General features: G+C 67.3%; 22 protein-coding genes. 9 read left to right on the forward strand and 13 right to left on the reverse strand.

Annotation, left to right across the window (positions count from 1 at the left end; genetic code table 11):
• The first annotated feature begins 8 nt into the window (after positions 1-8).
• Genes H7J06_RS08545 through H7J06_RS08555 form a run of 3 tightly spaced genes read left to right on the forward strand, consistent with a single transcriptional unit; the run spans position 9 to position 2,461 of the window.
• Positions 9-1,220, forward strand: coding sequence for an acyl-CoA dehydrogenase family protein (locus tag H7J06_RS08545; protein ID WP_264038313.1), 1,212 nt, complete (start codon positions 9-11; stop codon positions 1,218-1,220).
• Positions 1,221-1,424 carry a hypothetical protein gene (locus H7J06_RS08550; RefSeq protein ID WP_264038314.1) on the forward strand — a complete coding sequence of 68 codons (204 nt, stop codon included), beginning with the start codon at positions 1,221-1,223 and terminating at the stop codon, positions 1,422-1,424. It begins immediately after the preceding gene.
• Positions 1,424-2,461, forward strand: coding sequence for an LLM class F420-dependent oxidoreductase (locus tag H7J06_RS08555; protein WP_264038315.1), 1,038 nt, complete (start codon positions 1,424-1,426; stop codon positions 2,459-2,461). Before H7J06_RS08550 ends, H7J06_RS08555 begins: the two co-directional genes overlap by 1 nt.
• A gap of 155 nt (positions 2,462-2,616) precedes the next feature.
• On the opposite strand, the gene H7J06_RS08560 is transcribed toward H7J06_RS08555, so the two are convergent.
• On the reverse strand, positions 2,617-2,883 hold the full coding sequence (locus H7J06_RS08560; protein ID WP_264038316.1) for a hypothetical protein: 267 nt from the start codon (positions 2,881-2,883) through the stop codon (positions 2,617-2,619).
• A 139-nt stretch (positions 2,884-3,022) separates the two neighbouring features.
• On the opposite strand from H7J06_RS08560, the gene H7J06_RS08565 reads away from it, so the two are divergent.
• Together H7J06_RS08565 and H7J06_RS08570 are read left to right on the forward strand one after the other, a co-directional pair.
• The gene (locus H7J06_RS08565) at positions 3,023-4,459 is read left to right on the forward strand and encodes an APC family permease (RefSeq protein WP_264038317.1); all 1,437 of its coding nucleotides are present in this window, start codon (positions 3,023-3,025) and stop codon (positions 4,457-4,459) included.
• 52 nt (positions 4,460-4,511) lie between these two features.
• Entirely contained in the window at positions 4,512-6,425 is a 1,914-nt protein-coding gene (locus H7J06_RS08570) for a primary-amine oxidase (RefSeq protein WP_264038318.1), read from the forward strand.
• 24 nt (positions 6,426-6,449) lie between these two features.
• Here the strand turns inward: H7J06_RS08570 and H7J06_RS08575 are convergent, their stop codons facing one another.
• From H7J06_RS08575 to H7J06_RS08595, 5 genes are all read right to left on the reverse strand, one after another.
• Positions 6,450-7,439, reverse strand: a complete 990-nt coding sequence (locus tag H7J06_RS08575; protein ID WP_264038319.1) for a 2-hydroxyacid dehydrogenase — start codon at positions 7,437-7,439, stop codon at positions 6,450-6,452.
• Positions 7,436-8,992 carry a xylulokinase gene (locus H7J06_RS08580; RefSeq protein ID WP_264038321.1) on the reverse strand — a complete coding sequence of 519 codons (1,557 nt, stop codon included), beginning with the start codon at positions 8,990-8,992 and terminating at the stop codon, positions 7,436-7,438. Before H7J06_RS08580 ends, H7J06_RS08575 begins: the two co-directional genes overlap by 4 nt.
• Before the next feature lie 62 nt (positions 8,993-9,054).
• Positions 9,055-9,897, reverse strand: coding sequence for a class I fructose-bisphosphate aldolase (locus H7J06_RS08585; protein WP_264038322.1), 843 nt, complete (start codon positions 9,895-9,897; stop codon positions 9,055-9,057).
• Between the two features lie 52 nt (positions 9,898-9,949).
• Positions 9,950-11,044 (reverse strand): alcohol dehydrogenase catalytic domain-containing protein, encoded by a 1,095-nt coding sequence (locus H7J06_RS08590; RefSeq protein ID WP_264038323.1) that lies wholly within the window; start codon positions 11,042-11,044, stop codon positions 9,950-9,952.
• Positions 11,041-11,958 (reverse strand): DeoR/GlpR family DNA-binding transcription regulator, encoded by a 918-nt coding sequence (locus H7J06_RS08595; protein ID WP_264038324.1) that lies wholly within the window; start codon positions 11,956-11,958, stop codon positions 11,041-11,043. Before H7J06_RS08595 ends, H7J06_RS08590 begins: the two co-directional genes overlap by 4 nt.
• Before the next feature lie 262 nt (positions 11,959-12,220).
• Here H7J06_RS08595 and H7J06_RS08600 point away from each other — a divergent pair, with 262 nt between their 5' ends.
• Positions 12,221-13,567, forward strand: a complete 1,347-nt coding sequence (locus H7J06_RS08600; protein ID WP_264038325.1) for an MFS transporter — start codon at positions 12,221-12,223, stop codon at positions 13,565-13,567.
• Positions 13,568-13,627: 60 nt separating this feature from the next.
• On the opposite strand, the gene H7J06_RS08605 is transcribed toward H7J06_RS08600, so the two are convergent.
• Together H7J06_RS08605 and H7J06_RS08610 are read right to left on the reverse strand one after the other, a co-directional pair.
• Positions 13,628-15,208 (reverse strand): ABC transporter substrate-binding protein, encoded by a 1,581-nt coding sequence (locus H7J06_RS08605; RefSeq protein ID WP_264038326.1) that lies wholly within the window; start codon positions 15,206-15,208, stop codon positions 13,628-13,630.
• The gene (locus H7J06_RS08610; RefSeq protein ID WP_264038327.1) at positions 15,205-15,849 is read right to left on the reverse strand and encodes a cysteine hydrolase family protein; all 645 of its coding nucleotides are present in this window, start codon (positions 15,847-15,849) and stop codon (positions 15,205-15,207) included. The genes H7J06_RS08605 and H7J06_RS08610 overlap by 4 nt, the downstream gene beginning before the upstream one ends.
• Positions 15,850-16,074: 225 nt before the next feature.
• Here H7J06_RS08610 and H7J06_RS08615 point away from each other — a divergent pair, with 225 nt between their 5' ends.
• On the forward strand, positions 16,075-16,746 hold the full coding sequence (locus H7J06_RS08615; protein WP_264038329.1) for a TetR/AcrR family transcriptional regulator: 672 nt from the start codon (positions 16,075-16,077) through the stop codon (positions 16,744-16,746).
• Between the two features lie 27 nt (positions 16,747-16,773).
• Here the strand turns inward: H7J06_RS08615 and H7J06_RS08620 are convergent, their stop codons facing one another.
• Positions 16,774-17,658 (reverse strand): LysR substrate-binding domain-containing protein, encoded by an 885-nt coding sequence (locus H7J06_RS08620; protein ID WP_264038330.1) that lies wholly within the window; start codon positions 17,656-17,658, stop codon positions 16,774-16,776.
• 93 nt (positions 17,659-17,751) lie between these two features.
• On the opposite strand from H7J06_RS08620, the gene H7J06_RS08625 reads away from it, so the two are divergent.
• Together H7J06_RS08625 and H7J06_RS08630 are read left to right on the forward strand one after the other, a co-directional pair.
• Positions 17,752-18,447, forward strand: coding sequence for a 3-oxoacid CoA-transferase subunit A (locus H7J06_RS08625; protein WP_264038331.1), 696 nt, complete (start codon positions 17,752-17,754; stop codon positions 18,445-18,447).
• Positions 18,444-19,124: a 3-oxoacid CoA-transferase subunit B gene (locus H7J06_RS08630; protein WP_264038332.1), complete on the forward strand. Its 681-nt coding sequence runs from the start codon at positions 18,444-18,446 to the stop codon at positions 19,122-19,124. Before H7J06_RS08625 ends, H7J06_RS08630 begins: the two co-directional genes overlap by 4 nt.
• A 4-nt stretch (positions 19,125-19,128) precedes the next feature.
• Here H7J06_RS08630 and H7J06_RS08635 read toward each other — a convergent pair whose 3' ends face one another.
• The 4 genes from H7J06_RS08635 to hglS form a co-directional block, all read right to left on the reverse strand.
• A complete protein-coding gene (locus H7J06_RS08635; protein ID WP_264038333.1) occupies positions 19,129-19,935 on the reverse strand; it encodes an SDR family oxidoreductase in 807 nt (268 codons plus the stop codon).
• An 8-nt stretch (positions 19,936-19,943) separates the two neighbouring features.
• Complete coding sequence (gene htpG, locus H7J06_RS08640) at positions 19,944-21,857, reverse strand: molecular chaperone HtpG (protein WP_264038334.1); 1,914 nt, start codon at positions 21,855-21,857, stop codon at positions 19,944-19,946.
• Between the two features lie 89 nt (positions 21,858-21,946).
• On the reverse strand, positions 21,947-23,491 hold the full coding sequence (gene amaB / locus H7J06_RS08645) for an L-piperidine-6-carboxylate dehydrogenase (RefSeq protein WP_308205734.1): 1,545 nt from the start codon (positions 23,489-23,491) through the stop codon (positions 21,947-21,949).
• Positions 23,488-24,717, reverse strand: coding sequence for a 2-oxoadipate dioxygenase/decarboxylase (hglS, locus tag H7J06_RS08650; RefSeq protein ID WP_264038335.1), 1,230 nt, complete (start codon positions 24,715-24,717; stop codon positions 23,488-23,490). The genes amaB and hglS overlap by 4 nt, the downstream gene beginning before the upstream one ends.
• Positions 24,718-24,737 lie beyond the last annotated feature (20 nt).

A 24,737-nucleotide genomic window follows, 5' to 3' on the forward strand; every position in this document is an offset into this window, starting at 1 on the left:
GAACGGCAATGGCATTCAGCTTGGATCTCACCGAGGAGCAACTCGACCTGCAGAAGTGGGTGCACGGCTTCGCCACCGACGTGTTGCGTCCGGCCGCCGCCGAATGGGATGAACGCGAAGAGCTGCCTTGGCCGGTGCTGAAGGAAGCCGCCCAGATTGGCCTGTACAGCTGGGAGGCGCTCAACCAGTTCTTCGCCGATCCCACCGGATTGCTGATGTGTCTGGTCGCCGAGGAGCTGTATTGGGGTGATGCCGGTGCGGCAATGGTGATCTTCGGGACCAACCTTGCGCTGGGCGGCCTGTTGTCGGCCGCGACCCCCGAGCAGTTCGCCGAATGGGGTCCGCAGTGCATCGGTGATGCGGCCAACCCGAAACTCGGGGCCTTCTGCGTATCCGAGCCCGACGCCGGATCCGACGTCTCCAACCTGCGTACGCGCGCCCGCTACGACGAAGCCACCGACGAATGGGTGCTCAACGGGCAGAAGGCGTGGATCACCAACGGGGGAGTGGCCGCAGTGCACGTCGTGGTCGCCTCCGTCGACCCCGAACTCAAATCCCGCGGACAGGCCACCTTCGTGATTCCGGAGGGCACCCCCGGCTTGATCGGCAACCGCAAGATCCTCAAGCTAGGGCTGCGCTCTTCACATACTGCCGACGTCTTCCTCGACGACGTGCGAGTGCCCGGTCGGTGCCTGCTGGGCGGCAAGGACCGGCTCGACGAGCGACTGGCGCGGGCGCGGGAGGGCACCCGCACCGGCACCCAGAACGCGATGCGCACCTTCGAACTGACCCGGCCCATCGTGGGGGCCCAAGCGTTGGGCATCGCCCGCGCCGCATACGAGTACGCGCTGGACTACGCGAAGGGTCGGCACGCCTTCGGGCGGCCCATCATCGACAACCAAGCCATCGCATTCGCCCTGGCCGACATGCGCACCGAGATCGACGCGGCACGTCTGCTGGTGTGGCGCGCGGCGTGGATGGCGGCCAGCGGCAAGACGTTCGAGGCCGGCGAGGGATCGATGTCGAAACTCAAGGCGAGCGAGGTCGCCGTCTGGGCTACCGAACGGGCCGTGCAAATCCTCGGCGGCGCCGGCTACAGCCGCGAACACCCAGTCGAACGTTGGTACCGAGACGCCAAGATCTACACCATCTTCGAGGGTACGTCCGAGATCCAACGCCTCGTCATCTCCCGGGCCATCTCCGGAACCAAGATCCGCTGAATGACCGGCACCATGCATCCGTTCCAGTACGCCGTCGAAGCGCGTGACGCCGCGGCGGTTGAGAGGTCACTGGCCGACGACGTCGTCGTCATGGTCGGGCCGCTGTCGGCGGCCAACGCCTTGCAGGTAGCCATGGGAGCCGACATGGAACGGATTCAGCACGAAGCTACGATGACCGTCGAGTCCGATCGGAAAGAGGCATGATGCGTATAGGCCTGGGTATCAACTACGCCGGTGGGTTCAAGGAAGTCGCCGCTGAAGTCGCGGATCTCGAACGCGCCGGCCTGGACATCGTCTTCGTTCCCGAGGCCTACTCCTTCGATGCGGTCAGCGCGCTGGGGTATCTCGCGGCCAAGACCGATCGCATCCAACTGGCGTCGGGAATCCTGCAGCTCTACACCCGGACCCCCACCCTGACGGCGATGACCGCCGCCGGATTGGACTACGTCTCCGACGGCCGCTACATCCTCGGATTGGGAGCGTCGGGACCGCAGGTGATCGAGGGCTTTCACGGAGTCCCGTACGACGCTCCGATCGGGCGCACCAGGGAGGTCGTCGACATATGCCGGGCGGTGTGGCGCCGCGAGCGGCTGCAGTACGACGGCAAGCACTATCAGATTCCGTTGCCCGCCGATCGGGGAACTGGGTTGGGCAAGTCGCTCAAGCTCATCAATCATCCCGTCCGCGAACGCATTCCGGTTCTTCTCGCAGCCCTGGGACCCAAGAACGTCGAACTGGCCGCTGAGATCGCCGAAGGGTGGCAGCCCATCTTCTTCCTGCCGGAGAAGGCGGAGCAGGTGTGGGGCCAGCCGTTGGCCGCGGGTAGGGCCAAGCGAGATGCCGCGCTGGGCGACCTGGAGGTGTTCGCCGGGCCGCCGCTGGCCATCGGCGACGACGTCGACGGCCTGCTCGAGTGGGTCAAGCCCCACCTTGCGCTCTACATCGGTGGGATGGGCGCCAAGGGGAAGAACTTCTATCACACGCTGGCCGTCAAGTACGGCTACGGCGCCGAGGCCGACCGCATCCAGGAGCTGTACCTGGCCGGCGAGAAGGAGCTGGCCGCCAAGGCCGTACCCGATGCGCTGGTGCGCGACGTGTCACTGATCGGTTCGGCGGCCTTCGTGAAGGAGCGTGTCGCAGCGTTTCGCGAGGCCGGCGTCACCGCCTTGAACGTCGTTCCCTTGGCCGGCACGGCCGCCGAACGCCTGAAGCTGGTCGAGAAACTGCGCGCGATCTGCTGATTGCGTGCGTCGTGCTCGGATGCGGTCGAGAGCGTAATCCGGCTGCCCCGCTTCGCCGTTCGTGACGTGACGTCGTCCGAGGATACCTGCCGCACGATGACGTTGACGTATTCGGATTCGATTTCCAACGTACGTGCGGCCGCTTCGTGTACCGCCTACGTGTGATCGATGGATCCCAGGTAGAACTGGCTCGTTCCGGATGGCGCGTGGCCGTGCGCGACCGCCGACTCGATGATGCTCGCCGTCCGCGGTGCGGTCGACATCGCGATTCTTCTGCCCAATATCGCCGTGGCGCAGGCGATCACGTCGTCCACCGGGACCACCAACTGCGGGGCGGGCAAGGATTCGTCGTCGATGCCCACCGCGCGCGGGTAATCAGCGTCGACGCGCAGCGGTGCGGCTCCTGGTGAACCTCGCGTCATTTCGTCCTCGTGAACAGATCGTCCCCCTGTTGACTTTGGGGGTGGGCAGGGTCACTATTTTGTACAGTAAACGAACGATGTGTTCGAAAATCGTACAGCGATCGTCTTCGGACCTCGAGATGGCAGCCCAAGGAGCGGTATGAGTCAGCCTGCAGTCAACCCGCGAGAGCGCGGCACGGTCTCGATGACGGGAGTGATGGCCCAGTCGGTCGGCTTCATGGGGCCCGTCTTCTCGGTGGCCACCCTGCTGCCCCTGGTCGTCGGCCTCTCGGCCACCGGGCACGGTGCCGGTGTCGCCACCCCGGTGGCGATCATCATCGCCGGCATCGGCATCTTCGGGGCCGGGTGGATCATTGCCCAATACGCCAAGCGAATTCACCTCTGTGGCTCGCTCTACGAGTACATCTGCGACGCGTTCGGACCAGGCCTCGGCGTGGTGGCGGGCTGGCTGTACTACGGCGCGATGCTCGTCCTCGCGTCGGCTACCTTCCTGGTACTCGGCGGCATGACCTCGGATCTGATGCTCAGTGCCTTCGGCGTCGATGTGCCCTGGTGGCCGCCCGCGCTGGCGTTCGTCGTGGTCGTGGTCGCCGTGGTGATCGTGGGCGTACAGATCTCGGTGCGAGCCCAACTGGCCCTGGTGTTGATCTCGTCGGCCGTGATCCTGCTGTTCTCGATCTACGTCATCGCCAAGGGTGGTGCCGGTGGACACAGCCTGTCAGCTCAGCCGCTCAACCCGCTCGCCGTCGCACCGATGGATCTGCTCTACGGCGTGCTCTACGGCATCAACATGTTCATCGGCTTCGAATCGGCGGCGAACCTCGCCGAGGAGACCGACGACCCCAAGCGCCACATACCCCGGGCGGTGCTGTGGTCGCTGACCATCGTGGGCGTGTACTTCGTCATCACCGCATATGCCCAGGCGGTCGGCTTCGGTCTCGACGCCGACGCCTGGAAGACCAGTGTCTTTCCGCTGCAAGCGTTGTCGAACGACTCCGAGTTCGGCTCGACGTGGTTCGGCAACCTCGTGTCGGTGCTGATCATCCTTGACGTGCTGGCCGTCGCCATCGGTGTGGGCGTGGCCGCCACCCGAGGCATGTTCGCGATGTCGAGGGCTGGCCGGCTACCGGCCACGTTGGCCACCCTGCATCCCTCGCGGGGCACGCCCGTGGTGGGCGCGGCCGTGGTCGGCGTCGCCGCCGTCGTCTCGATTGCGCTGGTCGTGCTTGCCGACGGCGTCTTCTCCCGGGCGACCGAGGACCCGACGGTGCTGAGCCCCCAGTGGGCCCCGATGTTCGGCTGGATGGCCGGTTTCGCAGGCACCGGTCTTGCCTTGATCTATCTGGTGGTCAGCTGCGCAGGCGCCAGGGGGTTGTGGAGCGAGGTCAACCGGGTGAAGCTGGTTCTGGCGGCCGGCGCTGGCGTCATCGTGGCGGCCGGGGCCGTCTTCGGCGCCCTCTACAAGACGCCGCTGACGAGTTTGCCGTGGGCCCTGTGCATTTGGATCGCACTCGCGCAGGATGGTCCGCCTACGTGGCCCGACGGCGAACAGTGCTACCCCCGCAACCGGTCATGACCGACAGCAAGTCCGCCTGACCCACCTAGTCCTCAAGGAGCTGGACCTCACCGTGACCGCAACGCAACCGCGCATCTCGACCGCGCATCCCTATGATCCACTCACCGCCGCCGAGATCACCGGCGCAGTGGGCACCCTCAAGGCGGCGCATCCCGCCCTGACCGCACTGAGATTCCCGATCGTCCGACTGGACTATCCGGACAAGCAGGCCGTCCGGGAGGGCATCGCAGGGCCCCGGATGGCGTTCGTGGTGGCCTACGACCGGGCCAGCCGTGCCACGTACGAAGCGCGGGTCGACCTCGGATCCGAGTCGGTGGTGAGCTGGGATCGGATCGAGGGGGTGCAACCCGCCATCATGATCGAAGAGATCATGGAACTCGACGGCATCGTCAAGGGCGATCCGGCGGCGGTGGAGGCGTTGACGCGTCACGGTGTCACCAATCTCGAACTGCTGCAGATCGACCCGTGGTCTACGGGCACCTTACCCGTTCCCGGGGTGGACGCCCGGCGCCGCATCATCCGCGCGAGTGCCTACGTTCGGGAGTTCCCAGAGGACAACGCGTACGCGCGCCCGGTCGGCAACCTGGTCTTCGTCATCGACTGCGACGAGAAGTCCGTGGCGGCCATCGAGGAGGAGGATCCGGTGCCGTTGCCGCCCGAGAGCGGCAACTACGACGTGTCCAGCGTCGGTCCGTTGCGTACCGACGTGCGGCCGTTGGAGATCCACCAACCAGACGGTCCGTCGTTCACGGTGTCGGGCAACGTTCTCGAGTGGCAGCGCTGGCGTCTCCACGCGCACGTCGACGCCGTCGAGGGCTTGGTGATCAGCGACGTGTCCTATGCCGTCGGCGACCGTCGGCGCTCGATTCTGCACCGGGCGGCCATCAGCGAAATGGTGGTGCCCTACGGGGACACCAGCAACGACTTCTACTTCCGCAACGTCTTCGACGCCGGCGAGTACAACCTCGGCAAGACCGTCGGATCGCTCTCACTGGGCTGTGACTGTCTCGGCGAGATCCGCTACCTCGACGCCACGTTGGCCGACGAGTCGGGCAACCCGCACACCATCGTCAACGCCATCTGCATTCACGAGGAGGATTACGGAATCCTCTGGAAGCACTGGAACTTCCGTTACCAAGAGAAGGCCGAGGTGCGCCGCTCACGGCGGCTGGTGGTGTCGGCCATCCACACGATCGGCAACTACGAATATGGCTTCTTCTGGTACTTCTACCAGGATGGCACCATCCAGTTCGAAGCCAAACTGACCGGCATCGTGCAGACCAGGGCCATCGCGCCCGGAGCCGTTCCCGAGTTTGGCACCCTCGTCGCGCCGCAACTCGACGCGCCCAACCACCAGCACCTGTTCAACATGCGGCTGGACCTCGAGGTGGACGGTCCCGGCAACACCGTTGTCGAGGTGGACGCCGTCGGCAGGCCAATCGGACCGGGTAACGAGTACGGAAACGCCATCGTCGCGCAGAAGACCGTCATCGCCAACGAACGTGACGCCCGCCGGTTCTGCAACACGGCGACCGCACGAACGTGGAAGGTGGTCAACCCGAACTCGCACAACAGATTCGGTGAGCCGGTCGCCTACAAGCTCGTTCCGTTCGCCGGGCCGCTCCTGCTGGCCGCGGAGGGGAGCGACCTCGCGCGCCGGGCGGAGTTCGCCCGCACCCACCTCTGGGTGACCCGGTATGACCCACGCGAGCTACATGCCGCGGGAGACTATCCGAACCAGCATGTCGGCGACGGGATCGGGGAGTGGGTCAAGCAGGAACGCGATCTGGTCGACACCGACGTCGTCCTGTGGCACACGTTCGGGACGTCTCACCTGCCCCGGCCGGAGGACTGGCCGATCATGCCGTGCGAGTACGTCGGTTTCACGCTGAAGCCGGTCGGGTTCTTCGACCGAAATCCGTCGCTCGACGTGCCGCCACCGTCATCCGGAAAGCCCTGTCACTGACGACCGACTAGTGCCGGCTCCTCGTCAGCGCACCGGCGTCAGGGGAGCGTTCCCGGACAACACCGCCGCGACGTTGTCGACGGCGAGGATGCCCATGGTGTCGCGGGTCGCCTCGCCGGCACTGGCCGTGTGGGGAGTCAGGACGAGCCCGGGGGTGTCCAGCAGGGCCGGGTTGACCCGGGGTTCGCCCTCGAAGACGTCCAGTGCGGCGCCACGAATCTGGCGCCGGTGAAGGGCGGCCATCAACGCGGCCTCGTCGACCACGCCGCCGCGGGCGGTGTTGATCAGATACGCGGTGGGTTTCATCGCCTCGAGAGCCGACGCGTCGATCAATTGTCGCGTTTGGGGCGTCAACGGCGTGTGCACGGTCACCACGTCGCTGTCGCGCAGCAGGGTGGCCTGGTCGACGAACGTGACGCCGTCTTCGACGCTGCCGGGGGTGCGACTGCGCGAGCACGCGATGACCGTCATGTCGAAGGCGTGAGCGCGGCGAGCCACGGCCTGGCCGATGCGCCCGTAGCCGAGGATCCCGAGGGTCGCACCGGCACTGAGGTCGAGGCCCACCAGCATCCTCGGCCCCCACACCCACGGCTCCTGGCTGCGAATCAGCCTGTCGCCTTCGGTGATTCGACGGGCAGCGGCGAGAATCAGGGCGAAGGTGTGGTCGGCGGAGGCCCGGTCGAGTACGCCGGGGGTGTTGGTGACGGTCACGCCGGCGGCGTGGGTCGCCGACAGGTCGACGTTGTCATACCCGACCGCGACGTTGGCGATCACCTTCAACTGTGGGCCTGCCACGGCGAGCAGTTCGGCGTCGACGCGTTCGGTGAGGGTGATGACGGCGGCGCTCGCACCCGCGATGCCCGCCTCGAGCTCGGAGCGAGACGGTGGCGCCTCCGACCCGACCCGCAGCGGGGCGCCCAGCGAGTGCAGGTGACTCATCGCCCGGTCGGTGAGAAGTCGCGACAGGTAGATCATCCCGGTGACGGGACGGGCTGTTGCGGGGAACGCGGTCACGTGAGGACCCTTCCGGTCTGGGTGCGATATGGCAGTTGGGAGGCGGACGGAGGCGGTTGTCGTACGGACTCGTCCAGGGTGCTGGGCGGCGGCGTCCCCGTGACGCTCGACCAGACGTGGCGGTAGCGCTGCCATCGGTCGGCGACGGGGTCGCGCCATTCCGGTCGTGGCGTCACCAGTCGCGCTCGCGGGGGAGCCACGACGGCGCCCTCCAGCACCTCGACGCACATCGCCGCGGCGCCGATGGCGGGAAGGTGGCTCTCGTCGACCACGAGGATGTCGCGGTCCAGGGCGTCGGCGAGCAGTTGCGGGAGTTCGGGCTCGAAGCCGAATGCTCCACTGGCGTAAAGGGTCCGCTGTTGGTCGCCGATGCAGGATTCGACGATGATCCGGTCGGCGAACAGCACGCCTTCGACGACGCCGCGGGCGGCAGCGGCGGTCGCGGGATCGGGGATGTCGCCGATGAGCGCGGTTCGCGGTTCGGCGAACCACAGCGGACCTCGCTCTGGCCGCGTGTGCGGTATGAACACCGGGGCGTCCGTCACCTCCGTGGGGTGTGCCTGAAAGGCCGTTCCCACCAGTGCTTCGACGGCGATGTCACCACGCCCGTAGCCCAAGAGCTCCGCCCCCTCGGCCAACGCGTCGCCGCCGTTGATGACCCCGTTGATGAGCCAGCGGCCGGCATGCACGTCCACCCGTTGCAGTGCCTTCGCGCGGAAGTCCGGCGCGGCAAGGGCATTGGACACCACGTGCGTGGTCCCCATGATGAGCAGCGGACGACCACCCGGCTCGGTCCCCAGTGCGTAGGAGGCGGCGGGGGTGTCACCCGATCCGACCATGACGGGAATGCCGGAGGGGAGGCCCAATGTCGCCGCGGCGGTGGCCCGTAGGGGGCCGAGCACGCTCAGCGACGGCCGCACCGGCGGCATGTGGTGCGGTGGAATCCCCAGTTCGTGCAGGACTTCGGTCAGCCAGCGGCACGACCCGTCGGTGCTGGCCATCAAGCCGGTGTAGGACGCCTGGGTGGGGTCGATGGCCCGCTCTCCGGTCAGCCACTGACCCAGCCAGGTGCCGGCGAGTCCGAAAGTCGTTGCCGCCAAGACCGCTTCGGGCTCGATGAGTTGCAACAGCCGATGAGCAGCCCCCATCGCGGTGGCGGGCATCAGGTGGTTGCCGACCAGACGACGGTGTTCGGGGTCGAGCGCCGCGATCAGCTGCGCGGTGGGCTCGACCAGTCCTGGGTGATCCCAGGTGACGCCCGCGGTCAGCGGTTCGCCGTCATCGTCGAGCAGCAGAGCGGTCGGACAGTGGGTGTCCATTCCCACGCCTCGGACGGTCGCGGTGTGCGGGGCCAAGGCGAGGACGGCAGCGGTGATGCTGGTTCGCCATGCCGACGGGTCGGCCCGCCCGGCCCTCGCTCCGCGTGCTGCGGGATGCGGAACCCGGGACCGGGCGACGACCGTTCCGTCCGAGGCCAAGACCACTGCCTTGGTGGCGGACGTGCCGACGTCGATTCCGAGGTAGGTCGCCTCAGCGGCGTGCTGATCAGGCATATCGGAACCCACTCCTTCGGGGGTCGCGCACGTGACGGTCGGCGGTGGACCAGGGGGTGTCGTCAGTCGAGCAGCTTGGCCGCGACCTCGGGGCTGTCGCCACCGTGGATGACGGCCTTGAGGGCGGCGACCATCTTGCCGGGCTCCGGTGCCTGCCAGATGTTGCGGCCGGCGGTCATTCCGTGAGCGCCGGCCTCGACGACGGAGGCTGCCTGCTTGAGCACGTCCAGCGGGCTCTCGGCGGGGGCGCCGCCTGCTGCGACGACGATGGCCGGGGTTCCCTCGACGACCTTGGCGAACTCAGAGGTGGATCCGGTGTACCAGGTCTTGACGATGTCGGTGCCCAACTCGGCCGCGGCGCGGGAGGCATAGAGGACCGATTCGGTGGAACCCTTGCGGTCGCCCCACATCTCGCCGGACGGGTAGGCGTGGCACACGACGGGGAGTCCCCAGGTGTGAGCCTCTTCGACGACGCGGGTGAGCATTTCGAACATGGCGACCTGGTTGGAGGACCCGGCCGAGATGCCGACGGCGACGGCGTCCGCGCCCAACCGCACGGCGTCCTGCACGGTCGCGATCGTCGCGTCGTAGGTGGGGTGGAACTCCACCGAGAACATGGACGCCTTGAGGATCCACGGCATCGGCGAGCGGTTGCCGCCGAGCAGCGGGCCGGCGAGGCCCTTGGTGATGGTGACGGCGTCCGGTTCGCCCTCTGCGATGCTGGCGAACGTGGAGCCAATCGTCGCGAGCCGCGGAGCGACGCCCCGGGGCACGGCTTGGTCGAGCGCGACGGTGAGGGTGCGGCCGTCGGCGGCGAAGAGCCTGCGCAGCCGCAGGTTTCGGCCGAGGGCGGCAGTGGTTCCGGTCGGGTTGACGTCGAACGCGGGTGTGAAGGTGGCGGTCATCGTGGGTACTGCTCCTTTGAGTGGTGGGACGGGGCCGGGGACGAGCCTGTGATCAGGCCCAGGGGTTGACGCCGACGCGCATGTCAGCGCCGGAACCGGCGAGGTCGAGGGCCTCGACGGCACGGTCGAGCGGCAACTGGGTGCCGATCAGGTCGGCAACCGGCAGTGCGCCGGAGGCGACCATGGGGGCGACGGCATGGAAGCCGTCGAGTCGGCATGACGAGGCACCGACGATGTTCCACTCGTTGTAGTGCACGTCGTTGGCCGACACGGCCAGATCGGCGTCCGCACCGAACCCGGCGAACACCGACACGCTGGCACCGGGGGCGAGGCAGCCCAAATACGGTGTGAACGCGTCGATTCGGCCGATGGCCATGACGAGCACGTCGATGCCGCCGTCGCTGAAGTCGTTCAGTTGATCGGCGGTGTCTTCGCCAGGCTCGAGGACCAGGTCCGCTCCGAATCGGGTGGCCATGGCTCGCCGCTGGGCGATGGGGTCGACGGCGGCGACCCGTTCCACGCCGAAGCTCTTCGCCAGCCCGGTGTGGATGAGGCCGAGCGGCCCACACCCGACGATGAGTGCCGTCTCGGCACGCGCCATGTTGGCGAGCTTCTGCCCGTTGTAGGCACACGCGACGGGCTCGATGATCGCGGCCTCGGCGGCGGTTACTCCTGGCACCGGAACGAGGTTCTGGCGGGCGGCGGCCGGGACGTGGACGTACTGCGACAGTCCACCGGTCAGCTGATAGCCGAACGCCTTTCGGTTCTTGCAGATGTTCTCGTGTCCCTTGCGGCAGGCCGCACACTCGCCACAGGTGACCAGTGGGTAGACCGCGACCTGGTCGCCCATCGACACGCCCTCGGGCAAAGGACCGTTGACGTCGACGACGGTGCCCGCGAACTCGTGGCCCAGGACCGTGGGGAAGGTGACGTTCTTCTGCTTGCGTCCCTCGAAGATGCGAACGTCGGTGCCGCACAACAGCGCGGCATCGACGCGGAGTAGGACGTCACCGGGTTCGAGTCGCGGCATTGCCACCTCCTCGATCCGCAAGTCGTTGGGCCGGTGCAGGATTGCCTGGCGAAGTGTCGTCCGTTCGGAGGCCGGAACCGACTGCGCTGCCGCAACCGAGTCCGAGGTGGTCGTCACGATGGGGAACCTTTCAGAGTGGTTGGCTCGGTGAGAGCCCGGAGGGGTGAGACGAGATCCACGTCGGCGCCGACGGCGCGCAGGTCACTCAGCGCCTTCGCGTCCGCGTCGTCGTCGGTGATCAGCCGCCACCGGGTCGGAACCGGTGACCAGTAGTTGAATTGGTCGGTGTTGATCTTGCGTCGATCGGCGACGACCACGATCTGACGTGCGCGTTGCATCATCAACGTCTTGAGCCGGCTCTGCTCCAAGGTTCTCGACGCGACGCCGTATTGCGGATGGACCGCGTCGGCGCCGATGAACGCGTAGTCGGCCACGACGGAATGGAGCATGTGCTCGGCCTCGGCCCCGCTGATGGTCTGATTGACCGCGCGCAGCCGACCGCCAAGGACGACGACCGAGACGTCGTCGTTGCCGAGGAGGACGTTGATCGCACCGATGCCGTTGGTGAAGACGGTCGCGTCGTCCGCGTCCAGATGCCGCGCCACGAATTCGGTGGTGGTGCCCGCGTCGAGTATCACGACGGCGCCGTCGGCGACCAGTTCGGCGGCGCGGCGGCCGATCGCGTCCTTCTCCGCAGTGAACTCGAGGTGCCGTTGATGGATCGACAACTCCGCCGGACCGGTCAGGGCAACGCCGCCGTAGGTGCGGGTGATGTGGCGGTCTTGATGCAGGCGGCTGAGGTCGCGGCGCACCGTCGCGAAGGAGACGCCGAACCGCTCGGCGATCTCCTCGACGCTCAACGCCCCGGATTCGACCGTCTGCAAGAGCTGCAGGATCTGCTCGCGCCGCTTGCCGCCGCGAACGTCGCGGCGGCGTGCCACGAGCTCGTCGTCAGTCTGCTCTGCCGTGGTCTGGGGCTCGAACTGCTCCGTGCCGTCCGGCTCACCTGCGTTCGGGTCGTCGATGCTCACAGTGACCCACGCTACATGCGCGGTATGAACGCGTCAATATTATATGCGCATATCAATCATCGAAGGTCCGCCGTTGATCATCTAACTGCCAGATATGCGCACTCAAGCGTGTCCGACATCACTTCTTGACAATGTCGATGATTGGTCCAATCATGTGGAACGAGGATTCTGATTGTGTCGCGCACCACAGCGGCGCCCACTCAGCGTCCGCCTCTCACCTTCAGTGAGCGAAACGATCACGAGTCCACCCTTGGAGACACAGATGACTAGCAGTTCGGCTACGAAATCGGATACGCCGGCAGATCCCTCGGGCACGAGCCGCGCCACCAAGGTGCGCTGGGCCGTAGCGGTGTTTTGCGCGCTCGGTCTCGCCATCAACTACATCGACCGCTCGGCGATCTCGGTCAGCCTGCCGTTCATGACCGCGGACTTCCACCTGACTCCCACCGAGAAGGGTCTCGTTCTGAGCGCCTTCTCGTGGAGTTACGCACTCATGCAGATCCCGGCCGGACGGCTGATCGACCGGTTCGGTGAGCGTGTGATGTTCGGCGCCTCGGTGCTGGTGTGGTCGCTGTTCACCGCCGCCACGGCCGGCGTCTCGAGCTTCGCGGCCCTGATGGGCCTGCGCCTCGGACTGGGCGTCGGTGAGGCCGGCGCCTACCCGGCCGCCGCCAAGACGGTGTCGCAATGGTTCCCGTTGCGGCTGCGCGGTCGCGCCACCTCGGTCTACGACAGCGGTGCCCGCATCGGTAGCGCCGCCGCGACGCCGATCATCGCGCTGATCATCGGGTTGTTCGGATGGCGCGCCGCGTTCGTCTTCGCCGGTGGGATCGGTGTGCTTTGGGCGATCGGCTGGTGGGCGTGGTACCGGCGGCCCGAGAACAAGGCCGGCGTCAACGAACTGGAACTGGAGATCATTCACGAGAGCCACCGTGAGCAGAGCTCCGGCAACCTGCACCCCGACGCCAAGCCGATGGCCATTCTGGACCTGTTCAAGCAGCGCACGGTGTGGGGCATGATGCTGGGCTTCTTCTGCCTAAACTTCATGATCACGTTCTTCCTCACCTGGTTCCCGTCGTACCTGGTCGAAGAACGCGGGTTCAACATGCTCAAGCTCGGCGTCTTCGGCATGATCCCGCCGTTGGCCGCCATCCTCGGCAGCTGGGCGGGCGGCATCGTCGGCGACCATCTGCTGGCGCGCGGCTGGTCGCTGAACAAGGTCCGCAAGACGTGCCTCGTCGGCGGCATGATGGTGTGCTCGGTCATCGCCTTGGCCGCCGTCGCACCCGAGGCGTGGCAGGCGTTGGTGCTGATGTCGATTTCCTATGCGGCAGCAGCCTTTACGATTGTCTCGATCTGGTGCCTGCCGGCCGACGTCGTCGACTCGAGCACCGTTGCCACCCTGGGGTCCACTCAGAACTTCTTCTCCAACATCGGCAGCGCGCTCAGCCCGATCGTGATCGGGGCGCTCTACGGCGCGACGGGCTCGTTCCAGGTCCCGCTCCTGCTCACGGCCGCGATCATCGTCGCCGGGGCATTGTGCTTCGGATTGTTGATCAAGAAGGTCGAGCCCATCCGGCGTCGCGAGCTGAGGGGCACCACGGCCTGACCGCGTCACGTTGGACGGCTACGCCCCCCCGCTTCGGCGGGGGGGCGTATGCGGTACCGGTCAACCGACGCTCAGAGCTGCCAACCGTAGGGTCTGCGGGCTGGTGACGACGTGTGCCTGCTCGACTCCGCGCAACCACGGCTGAGCCACCATGAAGTCGTTGACGTCGGCCATGTTGAGCCAGCAACCGGTGTCGGCTGCGCTACCGGCCGCTTGGGAGAAGGCCTGCGTGTCAGCGCTTTCCAATCCTCGCGCCAAATCTGAGGTGATCGCCGGAGCGGAGCAACCGAAGTAATTCAGTGCGCCGTCGGCGTCCCAGGAGATGTGTCCCCACATGTACGGCGAGGCCGCATCCGGCCAGCCGGTGTAGGTGAGGATGTCGGGTGCATCCGCGGCGTCGGTGCCGATCCACCCGAAGATCTGTGAGGTCGGGTAACTCTGCACCTTGACGTCGAGACCCGTGGCGGCAAGCTCAGCTTGCAACAGGTTGGAGATCAATTGGTTGTCCGGCATGCTCGAGTCGTATCCGACGACGATCGACTTCTGGTCGGCTGGCAGACCGGCGACGACGGTCGTCAGAGGTGCCGGGTCGTGGGTGACGTTCTGCTTCCCCAATTCTGGGGCAATGACGTTCGGCGGAAACATCTGTGAGGCGACCGTGCCGCGCCCCGCATAGGTCTGCTTGACCAAGGTGTCGAGGTCGACCGCCTGCAGAAGGGCCTTTCGGCGGGTGGCGTCGGTCAGCATTCCCCTGCGTGGATTGACGTACAGGTAGTTGGACACCATCGTCGGCAACGAATAGTGGGAGAACTTCGGGTCGTCGAGGTAGGACTGGACCGCCGAGGTGGGGAGATCGTGCAGTACGGCCGCAAGTTGGCCGCTGTTGAATTGCAGCTGCTGAGAAGACGTGTCGGTGACTACCGGTACGTCGACGGTGTGGAAGTACGGCTTTTGTCCCCAGTAGCCGTCGAAGGCCTTCAGCGTGTACTTCGATCCCACGCTGGCCTCGGCGAGCGTGAACGGCCCCGTTCCCAAATCGTGCGTGGTGAGGTAGGTCTCGGCATGGTCGGCACCGGCGTTGGACTTGAGCCCCTCGGGGCTGAGCATGCGCGGACCGTAGGCCGATGCCAGATAGTCCAGGAAGGCGGAATTGGGAGACTTCAAGGTGATGGTGACGTGGTAGTCGTCCTGCGCGACGACGGAGTCGACGCCGGTGACCATGTACGCCGGTCCCTGGTTGACGGCGAGTCGCCGGTCGAACGAGCCCTTGACCGCCGCGGCGGTGAAGGGTGTGCCGTCGTGGAACTTCACACCCTGCCTCAGGGTGAACGTGAAGACCTTGCTGTCCGGCGACTTCGTCCACTCGGTGGCCAGTAGTGGTTCCAGTTCCGGGGTGGCGGTGCCACCCTTGTACTGCAGCAGACCTTCATACAGGTTGGTCGTGAGCAGCAGGCCCTGTCCGGCGTAGAAGATGTCGGGGTCCGGTGGCTGGCCCGGGTCCTGAAGGAATGACAGGTGCAGCACCTTGTCGGTGGGTGCGGCACTAGCGGCCGAGTTCCCGGACTCCGATCCGCTGCAGCCAGACAGGCTGACGACGGCGGCGAGACCGGCTGCGGCGAATGCCCGAGCGCGAGAGCTCATTTGGCGGCTACCTCGAGCCCGGGAGCATCGACGCTGGACAGCTGCTCGAAGGCGCCGAGAATCTCCTCGGAGGTGCGCAACGCGCCCGTCTGCAGGTACTCCATGGCGTCGAGCGCCGCGTCGTGGCGGTACGTCGAAGATCCGCCCACGCAGTCGGTGACCACCCGCACGTAGTAGTCGCGTTGGTGGGCGTCGGCGAAGGTGTAGTGCACGCACACGTCGGTCAGTCCGCCGAGCAAGATCAGGGTAGAGGCCTTGAGACCGCGCAACACGATGTCGAAGTCGGTCCCGATGAAACCCGAGTATCGCCGCTTGACGATGTGGAACTCGTCGTAACCGGGTTCGGGCTGCAGGCTCGGCTCCAGATCGGTGCCGGGACGGCCCTCGACGCAATGAACGCCCTCGGTGCCGTCGAGCTCGCGCCCGAAGTCGACGCCGCTGGGCCGGTGCACCTCTTGAAAGAACACCACGGGCACCCCGGCGGCTCGCGCGGCGGCGACCAACCGCTCGGCGATCGCGACGCGGTCGGAGTGACCCGGCATGTGGACGATGCCGACTTCGTCGGCCGGCATGGCCCCGCTTCGTTGGATGTCGACCACGACGAGAACGGGGTTGCCCACGAGGAGCGGTTGCTTCGGCATGTTGCCCTTCCTGATGTTCGTCCTGGTGTTCGTCGCAGTCCCGACCACTGACCAGAGCTCGTTTAGTTTCCTATCGCGCTATAGTTTATTGGCAGGCAAGGCCAGTGGGTGTCGGGCGTGTTACAGCTGTTGAGAAGTGTATTAACGCGAGGTTTCGTACGTTCCGATCAAGCGAACGAATACATTGTCCTGGCCTTGGGTTCGGACGTCGGGCACGATGAGGCGATGGGTGCGAATGCCGGACAGTCGGGGGCGGCGGTTCAGCGGCGACTGGGAGCGGGGGCGCGCGATCTCATCCTCGACGCCGCCGCGGAACTCTTCACCGATCTGGGATACGCGGGAACGTCCACCAGAGCGATCGCCGACGCCGTCGGCATCCGCCAACCGTCGCTCTACAACTACTTCAAGACCAAGGAGGACATCGCCTGCGCCTTGCTGAACCAAACGGTCACGCCGACCTTGGACCTCATTCCCCACCTGTTGGGCACGACGCCGACGGGTCATCTGCACGCGCTGGCGGTCTTCGACGGCGGTCGCCTAATCAATCGGCGGTGGAACCTCGGCACCCTGTACCTGCAGCCGGAACTGCGTAGCCCCGGTCTGAGCCCGTTCTGGCAGGGCCACGACCGGCTGCGGTGGCACTACCTCAACCTCAGCCAGAGTGTGCTCGCCGAAACCGAGATCGGCCGGGCGGCAGCGGAACTACCGTTTCGGATGGTGGAGTCGTTGGTCTTCATGTGGGACACCGAACCGGGGCCCGACCGCGACGACCTGCCGACTCAAGTCGCGGATGCGTGCTTGCGGGTCCTCGGCGTCGAGGAATCCCATATCGCACGGATCCGTGCGACGAGCCACGAACTGCTCGACCGCTACGCCGCCTCACAGTCGGCCACATAGAGCTGGGCCGGTGGGCGGCGCGCGCGGCTACGGCGCCAGGCCGCGCAGCACGACGAGCGCGCGTGCGACGGCTGGCGGTGCCGCGTCCCCGAGGTGGGCCGCCACCAGGTCGACGCCCAGCGTTGACGGCTCGAGCGGCCGGTAGGTGACCCCGGCGACGTCCAGATCGGCCGTAGGAGCCGGGACCACCGCGACGCCGAGACCGGCGGCGACCAGGGTGACCAGCGTCGAGGTTTCCGATACCTCCTGCCGGATCCGTGGGACGTATCCGGCGTCGGCGCAGATTGCCGACAAGAGGCGTCCCATCACCGAGCGGCCTTGTCCGGCGTGGGCGATGAAGTCCTCATCGCGCAGATCCGCCATGTCGAGGGCGTCCCGTCCGGCGAGCGGATGTGCCGTCGGAAGGGCGACGATCAGCCGGTCCCGACGGACGAACTCGGTCTGCACCTCGGGATCGTCGACCGGCGGCCGCAGCAGGGCGATGTCGACGTCACGGCTGCGGAGAGCGTCGAGTTGGGCGGGGGCGAGCATCTCGCCGCGGATGCTGATCTCCACCAGCGGCAACTGTTCGCGCAGAGCCCGCACCAAGCGGGGCAGCACCGAGTACGTCGCCGAACCGACGCACCCGATCGACAGGTGTCCCTCGAGGCCCTGCGCCACCCGACGGGCCTGGTGACCGGCGTCGTCGACGGCGTCGAGCACGGCAATTGTTCGCCGCAGATACGCTTCGCCGGCCCTGGTCAGTTCGACCCGGCGGGTGCTCCTGGTCAACAGGCTCACGCCGAGTTCGCGCTCCAGTTGGCGGATTTGTTGGGACAGCGGCGGCTGGGCGATGTGCAGCCGCTCGGCCGCCCGCCCGAAGTGCAGCTCCTCGGCGACCGCCCGGAAGTAACGCAGGTGGCGCAGTTCCATTATTGAAACCTCTCACCTATCAATGGCGACGATATGAGTATTTCAGAATACCTATGAGTGGCTTTATGGTCGAGGTATGGACGAGGTGACCTCATGAGCCGCACGACGATCCACGCCGATGCCGCCGACGCCGTGGCGGGGATCGGCGACGGGGCGACCGTTCTGGTCGGCGGGTTCGGCATGGCCGGCATGCCCACCACGCTCATCGACGCCCTGATCGAGCAGGGGGCCACCGACCTGACCATCGTGAGCAACAACGCCGGCAACGGGGACACCGGGCTGGCCGCCCTCCTGTCCGCCGGGCGCGTCGCCAAGGTGATCTGTTCGTTTCCGCGACAGTCGGATTCCTACGTCTTCGACGAGCTGTACCGCGCCGGCAAGGTCGACCTCGAAGTGGTGCCGCAGGGCAACCTCGCCGAGCGCATGCGAGCCGCCGGCGCGGGCATCGGGGCCTTCTTCTGTCCCACCGCGGTGGGGACTCCGCTGGCCGAGGGCAAGGAGACCCGCACCATCGACGGCCGGGAGTACGTCCTCGAATATCCGATCCGGGGCGACGTCGCCCTGATCGGCGCCTGGCGGGCCGACACCGTCGGGAACTTGTTGTACCGCAAGACCGCCCGCAACTTCGGACCCGTCATGGCCACCGCCGCCGAGCTCGTCATCGTCGAGGTCGCCGGCGTCGTCGACGCCGGCCAGATCGATCCGGAGACGGTGGTGACCCCCGGAATCTACGTCGACCGGGTGTTGGACCTGTCCGTGCTGTCCGACGCCCAGGAGGCGGCATCATGACCCGTGTACTCGACGCGACCGTCGAACACCTCGACCGCGGGCCGCTGGACCGCGACGAACTCGCGGCCATGGTGGCCAGCGGCATCCCGCCCGGCTCCTACGTCAACCTGGGCATCGGTCAGCCGACCACGGTGGCCGACCACCTCGACCCGGCCGCCGGCATCGTGCTGCACACCGAGAACGGCATGCTCGGCATGGGCGGGCAGGCCTTCGGAGACGAGATCGACGGCGACCTGACCAACGCCGGCAAGATCCCCGTCACCGAAACTCCTGGCGCGTCGTACTTTCACCATGCGGACTCCTTCGCGATGATGCGCGGCGGTCACCTCGACGTCTGCGTGCTCGGGGCCTTTCAGGTCAGCCGGCACGGCGATCTCGCGAACTGGCACACCGGAGCCCCCGACGCCATCCCCGCCGTCGGCGGTGCCATGGATCTGGCCATCGGCGCCAAGCGCGTGTACGTCATGATGAACCTGTTCGCCAAGGACGGCACTGCCAAACTCGTCCCGCAGTGCACCTACCCGTTGACCGGAGTCCGCTGCGTCAGCCGGGTGTACACCGAGGTCGCGACCTTCGACATCGATTCCGCCGCAGGCGAAGTGGTCGTGCTGGAGACCTTCGGCGTCGACGTCGCAACCCTGTCCGAACGGGTCGAGGTCGCGCTGACGACCCGATGACCGATCAGCCCAGCGTGCCCTGGTAACGACGCATGCCCGCGATCCATCGCTCGTAGTCGTCGCCCTTGCGGCGGTACATGTCCAACACCGCCGGGTGCGGCAACACCAGGAACCGGCCGTCGCGGACCGCGTCCACCGTCATGGCCGCCACCCGATCCGCGCCGATGACCTCTCCTGCGGTGGCCACGGCGGCGCCGGCCATCCGGGCCACGGGGTCGGGAGAGTCCCGAATGCCGCTCAACAACGGCGTGTCCACGCCCATCGGGCACACGCACGACACGCCAATCCCGCTGTCGCCGTAGGTGATCGACAGCCATTCGGCGAAGCCCACCGCCGCATGCTTGGTGACCGAGTACCCCGCCGCTCCGAGCTGGGTGAGCAGGCCAGCCGCCGAGGCCACGCTGACGAAGTAACCCTCGCCGCGCTCGACCCAGTGGGGCACCAACGCCTTCGCCGCCCGCACGTGCGCGCGCAGGTTCACGTCGACGACGGTGTCCCAGGCGCCTTCGTCGTCGCCGAGACCGGGCGGACCCATGATGCCCGCGTTGGCGACGAAGACGTCGACCGGGCCGAATTCCTTCCGCGCACGGTCGATCAGGGCGTCGACGCCGTCGACGGAGGCCACGTCGCCGACCACGGCCACCGCCGATCCACCAGCCGCCGTCACCCGTGCGACCGTCTCCTCGGCACCCTCGGCGGCGAGGTCGCCCACCACCACGGAGGCACCCGCCGCGGCGAAGGCGACGGCCAGTTCACGCCCGATCCCCGAACCGGCACCCGTGACGGCGGCGACCTTGCCCTCGATCTCCACGACGGCGGCTATACCGTCCGGGCCAAGCGGTCGGCCAGCAGCGCCGCGAACCGGGCCGGATCGTCCAGCACCCCACCCTCGGCGAGAAGGGCCGTGCCATAGAGCAATTCGGCGGTCTCGGTCAGACCGTCGGAGGGCTCGGCGGCGGCGCGGGCATCCCGCAGGCCGGTGACCAACGGATGATCCGGGTTCAGCTCGAGGATCCGCTTGCCCACGGGAACCTCCTGGCCCGACGCGCGATACATGCGCGCCAACTGGGGGGTGATGCCGAACGCGTCGGTGATGAGGCACGCCGGCGACGACGTCAGCCGCGTGGAGAGCCGCACCTCCTTGACGTGCTCGGCCAGCGTCTCCTGCAGCCAGGTCAACAGTTCGGCGAAGTCGCCGTGCCCGGCGTCGTCGGAGTCGTCGGAGGCACCGAGGTCGACCTCTCCCTTGGCCACCGACTGCAACGCCTTGCCGTCGAACTCCGGCACCGACCCCACCCACACCTCGTCGACGGGGTCGGTCAGCAGCAGGACCTCGTAGCCCTTGGCCTTGAACGCCTCCAGGTGCGGTGAACGCTCGAGGAGCTGCCGCGACTCGCCGGTGGCGTAGTAGATCTGCTCCTGGCCGTCCTTCATCCGTCCCACGTAGTCGGCGAGAGTGGTGGGAGCAGCGTCGCTGAACGTGGACGCGAACGACGACAGCCGTAGCAGGGTGTCGCGGTTGTCGGCGTCGGAGATCAAGCCCTCCTTGACGACCCGGCCGAACTGCGTCCAGAACGTCTGGTAGTCGTCCGGACGGTTGGCCTGGATGTCCTTGATCGTCGAGAGCACCTTCTTGGTGAGGCTGCGACGAATCACCTTGATCTGGCGGTCCTGCTGCAGGATCTCGCGAGACACGTTGAGCGACATGTCTTGTGCGTCCACGACGCCCTTGAGGAACCGTAGGTACTCGGGCACCAGCTCGTCGCAGTCGCCCATGATGAACACGCGCTTGACGTAGAGCTGCACCCCGGTGTGGCCGTCGAGGTTGAACACGTCGAACGGCGCCATCGAGGGGATGAACAGCAGCGCCTGGTATTCGAAGGTGCCCTCGGCCTTCATCGCGATGACCTCGAGCGGCTCGTCCCAGGCGTGCGCGACGTGCTTGTAGAACTGGGCGTATTCCTCGTCGGAGACCTCGCTCTTGGGCTTGGCCCACAACGCGGTCCGCGAGTTGATCGTCTCGGTCTCGACGGTCACCGTCGGCTCGCCGCCCTCGTCGGCCGCCGGGACGGTCTTCTCGACCTCCATCCGGATCGGCCAGGAGATGAAGTCGGAGTACTTCTTGACCAGCTCCCGGATCTTCCACGGCGACGTGTAGTCGTGCAGCTCGTCGTCGGCGTCCTCGGGCTTGAGGTGCAGCGTCACCGAGGTGCCCTGGGGGGCGTCGTCGACCGCTGCGATGGTGTAGGTGCCGTCACCGCTGGATTCCCAACGCGTGGCGGTGCTTTCGCCGGCCTTGCGGGTCAGCAGCACGACGGAGTCGGCCACCATGAACGTCGAGTAGAACCCGATGCCGAACTGTCCGATCAGCTCTTCGGCATCGCTGGCCTTGTTGGCCTCGCCGAGCTTCTTGCGCAGCTCGCCGGTGCCGGACTTGGCGAGGGTGCCGATCAGGTCGACCACCTCGTCGCGCGTCATGCCGATGCCGTTGTCCCGAATGGTCAGCGTGCGCGCACCCTTGTCGACCTCGATCTCGACGTGCAGATCCGAGACGTCGACGTCGAGGTCCTTGTCGCGGAACGCCTCGAGCCGGAGCTTGTCGAGCGCGTCGGACGCGTTCGAGATCAACTCCCGCAGGAACGAATCCTTGTTGGAGTAGATGGAGTGGACCATCAGCTGCAACAGCTGGCGGGCCTCGGCCTGGAATTCCCTCTGTTCGACGTGCTCGCTCACGTCGCGATGATACCTAGGCGCGAACGTCGAGTTGACGTCGCCGCCCGGCGTCCCGGGCGACGTCAACTCGACGTTCGGCGAGGATGTGTCTAGCCGAAGTGCACGCCCTGGGCCAGGGGCAGCTCGGAGCTGTAGTTGACGGTGTTGGTGGCCCGCCGCATGTAGGCCTTCCAGGAGTCCGACCCCGACTCGCGGCCGCCGCCGGTCTGCTTCTCACCGCCGAACGCGCCGCCGATCTCGGCGCCCGAGGTGCCGATGTTGACGTTGGCGATGCCGCAGTCCGACCCGTCGGCGGCCATGAAACGCTCGGCTTCGCGCACGTCGGTGGTGAAGATGGCCGACGAAAGACCCTGCGGCACGGCGTTGTTGAGCTCGATCGCCTCGTCGAGGGTGTCGTAGGTCAGGACGTAGAGGATCGGCGCGAACGTCTCGTCGTGGACGACGGCGGTCTGTGCGGGCATCCGCACCACGGCGGGCTCGACGTAGAACGACCCCTCACCGAGGTCGCGTCGGTCGCCGCCGGTGACCTGGCCGCCGTCGGCCGCCGCCTTCTCCAGCGCACCGACCATGTCGCGGTAGGAGCGTTCGTGGATCAGCGGCCCGACGAGGGTGCCGTCGGAGGAGGGGTCGCCGATCGGGAGGCTGCGGTAGGCCGCGGTGACGCGCTCGACGAGGGCGTCGACGACCGACGTGTGGGCGATCACCCGTCGAAGCGTCGTGCACCGCTGGCCCGCCGTGCCTGCGGCGGAGAACACGATGCCCCGGACGGCGAGGTCGAGGTCCGCCGACGGGGTGACGATGGCCGCGTTGTTGCCGCCGAGTTCCAGCAGCGACTTGCCGAACCGCTGGGCGACCCGAGGTCCGACCTGCTGACCCATCCGCACCGAACCGGTCGCGCTGACCAACGCGACGCGGGAGTCGTCGACCAGCTGCTCGCCGATCTCCCTGCCGCCCTGAATCAGTCGTGCCACGTTCGCCGGTGCGCCGACGTCGGCGGCGGCCCGCTCGATCAGCGCCTGGCACGCGAGGGCCGTCAACGGCGTGAGCTCCGAGGGCTTCCAGACCACGGTGTCGCCACACACCAGGGCGACCGCGGTGTTCCACGCCCAGACGGCGACCGGGAAGTTGAAGGCGGTGATGACGCCGACGACGCCCAGCGGATGCCACGTCTCCATCAAGCGGTGCCCGGGCCGCTCCGAGGCGATGGTCCGCCCGTACAGCTGCCGCGACAGGCCCACGGCGAACTGGCAGATGTCGATCATCTCCTGCACCTCGCCGAGGGCCTCGGAGGTGATCTTGCCCGCTTCGACGGTGACCAACGTGCCCACGTCCGCCTTGTGCTCGACGAGGAGCTCTCCGAGGCGTGCGACCAGCGCGCCGCGCACGGGCGCGGGCGTGACCCGCCACGCCGTGAAGGCGGCCGCCGCTTCGGCGATGGCCGCGTCGGTCTCGGCGGAGGTGGTCTCCGCGACGGTGAAGAGGACGTCCCCGGTGATCGGGGTGCTGGCCTGCCGGCCGGTACCGCCCGGCTGGCCGAGTTCGACGGCGGAGCCGACGGCCTTCAGCGCGGCGCGCGCCCGGTCGCGGAGCTCGTCGGCGGTGGGAAGTGCGGTCGTCGTCGGGGTGAGCGTCACTGTGCTGCTGCTTTCTCGTAGAGGTCGTACGGGTCGTGCACGTGCTGGCCGATGGCGCTGGCCAACCACGTTGCGTCATAGATGAAGTCGTTCTCGGCATCGGACGGGGCGGAGCGGCCGGTGGTCGGCTCCGCGTCGAGGTTGGACCGGAAGATGCCCGCCGCCGAGATGGGCAGGAAGTCCTCGTAGACAACGGGTTTGGTGGGGTCACCGCCACGGTAGTAGGCCAGACCCTGGGCGGCCAGTTCGGCGTGGCTGGACGGGAAGTGGTCGGACCAGGTCGACGCGGGGTCTGGGGCGTGCATCGCCGCGTCGTAGCGGTCGCGGCCGGCTCGGGTCAATGCGACGCCGCGGGACTCGACCTCGCCGAAGCGCACCCGCAGGGTGCCCTCTGTGACGACGCCCCGGGCGTCGCGGAAGCGGCGTGGTTCGGCGAGCGCGCGAAACGACGTCTGGCGCAACAGCACGTCGGGGCCGTCGGTTCGGGGCGGGCCCTGGATGGCTTGGGTCATGGCGACGCCCTTGGCGACCATTCGGCGGTACAGCTCGTCGATGTCGAGCACCCGCGGGGTCAGATGGTTGACGTGGGTGGTCCGCACGCCGGCGATGTCGGCTGCCACGGCCGACACCCGCGACAGTTCGTCGTACCAGCCGGCGTCGATCGGCTCGCGCGACAGGGCGAACGCCGACACCGCGCGGGTGACGAACTCGTCGGCTTGCTCGGGTCCGCACCCTCCGTCGGCCGCGATGGTCCGTGCCGTGGCGATCAGCTCGGGGTCGAAGAGCTCACGTGCGCCGAGGAATCGTTCGACGCGGGCCCGCAGCCCGGGGTCGAAGAACCTGGTGTCGGCGGTGGCGAGCATCGAGGTGAACACGCGAAAGGGGTTGTGCGCCAATTCGTCGGCGTCGACCGGCCGGAATGCGGTGGAGACCACGGGGACCGGGGAGGCCGCGTCGCGCAGGTCGTAGAAGCCGACCGGGTACATCCCGAACGCGGCGAACAGGTCGGCGACGTCGGCGAGCTCGCGAGGGCTGCCGACGCGTATCGCACCGTGGCGTTCGGCGGTGACGCGCTCCAGCGAGCCGAGACCGTCGTCGCGTCGGTGGTCACGGTTGACCTCGGTGCTGACGTCGACCAACGTCGTGTAGGCGGGCACCTCGGCGCCGTACATCCGGGAGAGCGCCGCCGCGAAGCGACTCCTCAGGTCGGCGGTCATGACGTTCATCCCCGGGACACCCTGCGATA

Source organism: Mycolicibacterium hodleri, assembly GCF_025822245.1.
Taxonomy (GTDB): domain Bacteria; phylum Actinomycetota; class Actinomycetes; order Mycobacteriales; family Mycobacteriaceae; genus Mycobacterium; species Mycobacterium hodleri.

What these genes read in the sequence shown, in the direction of transcription:
- H7J06_RS08545 (WP_264038313.1), top strand. Translation starts at nt 9, where the DNA reads ATGGCATTCAGCTTGGATCTCACCGAGGAGCAACTCGACCTGCAGAAG.
- H7J06_RS08550 (WP_264038314.1), top strand. Translation starts at nt 1,221, where the DNA reads ATGACCGGCACCATGCATCCGTTCCAGTACGCCGTCGAAGCGCGTGAC.
- H7J06_RS08555 (WP_264038315.1), top strand. Translation starts at nt 1,424, where the DNA reads ATGCGTATAGGCCTGGGTATCAACTACGCCGGTGGGTTCAAGGAAGTC.
- H7J06_RS08560 (WP_264038316.1), bottom strand. Translation starts at nt 2,883, where the DNA reads ATGACGCGAGGTTCACCAGGAGCCGCACCGCTGCGCGTCGACGCTGAT.
- H7J06_RS08565 (WP_264038317.1), top strand. Translation starts at nt 3,023, where the DNA reads ATGAGTCAGCCTGCAGTCAACCCGCGAGAGCGCGGCACGGTCTCGATG.
- H7J06_RS08580 (WP_264038321.1), bottom strand. Translation starts at nt 8,992, where the DNA reads ATGCCTGATCAGCACGCCGCTGAGGCGACCTACCTCGGAATCGACGTC.
- H7J06_RS08585 (WP_264038322.1), bottom strand. Translation starts at nt 9,897, where the DNA reads ATGACCGCCACCTTCACACCCGCGTTCGACGTCAACCCGACCGGAACC.
- H7J06_RS08600 (WP_264038325.1), top strand. Translation starts at nt 12,221, where the DNA reads ATGACTAGCAGTTCGGCTACGAAATCGGATACGCCGGCAGATCCCTCG.
- H7J06_RS08605 (WP_264038326.1), bottom strand. Translation starts at nt 15,208, where the DNA reads ATGAGCTCTCGCGCTCGGGCATTCGCCGCAGCCGGTCTCGCCGCCGTC.
- H7J06_RS08610 (WP_264038327.1), bottom strand. Translation starts at nt 15,849, where the DNA reads ATGCCGAAGCAACCGCTCCTCGTGGGCAACCCCGTTCTCGTCGTGGTC.
- H7J06_RS08615 (WP_264038329.1), top strand. Translation starts at nt 16,075, where the DNA reads ATGGGTGCGAATGCCGGACAGTCGGGGGCGGCGGTTCAGCGGCGACTG.
- H7J06_RS08620 (WP_264038330.1), bottom strand. Translation starts at nt 17,658, where the DNA reads ATGGAACTGCGCCACCTGCGTTACTTCCGGGCGGTCGCCGAGGAGCTG.
- H7J06_RS08625 (WP_264038331.1), top strand. Translation starts at nt 17,752, where the DNA reads ATGAGCCGCACGACGATCCACGCCGATGCCGCCGACGCCGTGGCGGGG.
- H7J06_RS08630 (WP_264038332.1), top strand. Translation starts at nt 18,444, where the DNA reads ATGACCCGTGTACTCGACGCGACCGTCGAACACCTCGACCGCGGGCCG.
- hglS (WP_264038335.1), bottom strand. Translation starts at nt 24,717, where the DNA reads ATGAACGTCATGACCGCCGACCTGAGGAGTCGCTTCGCGGCGGCGCTC.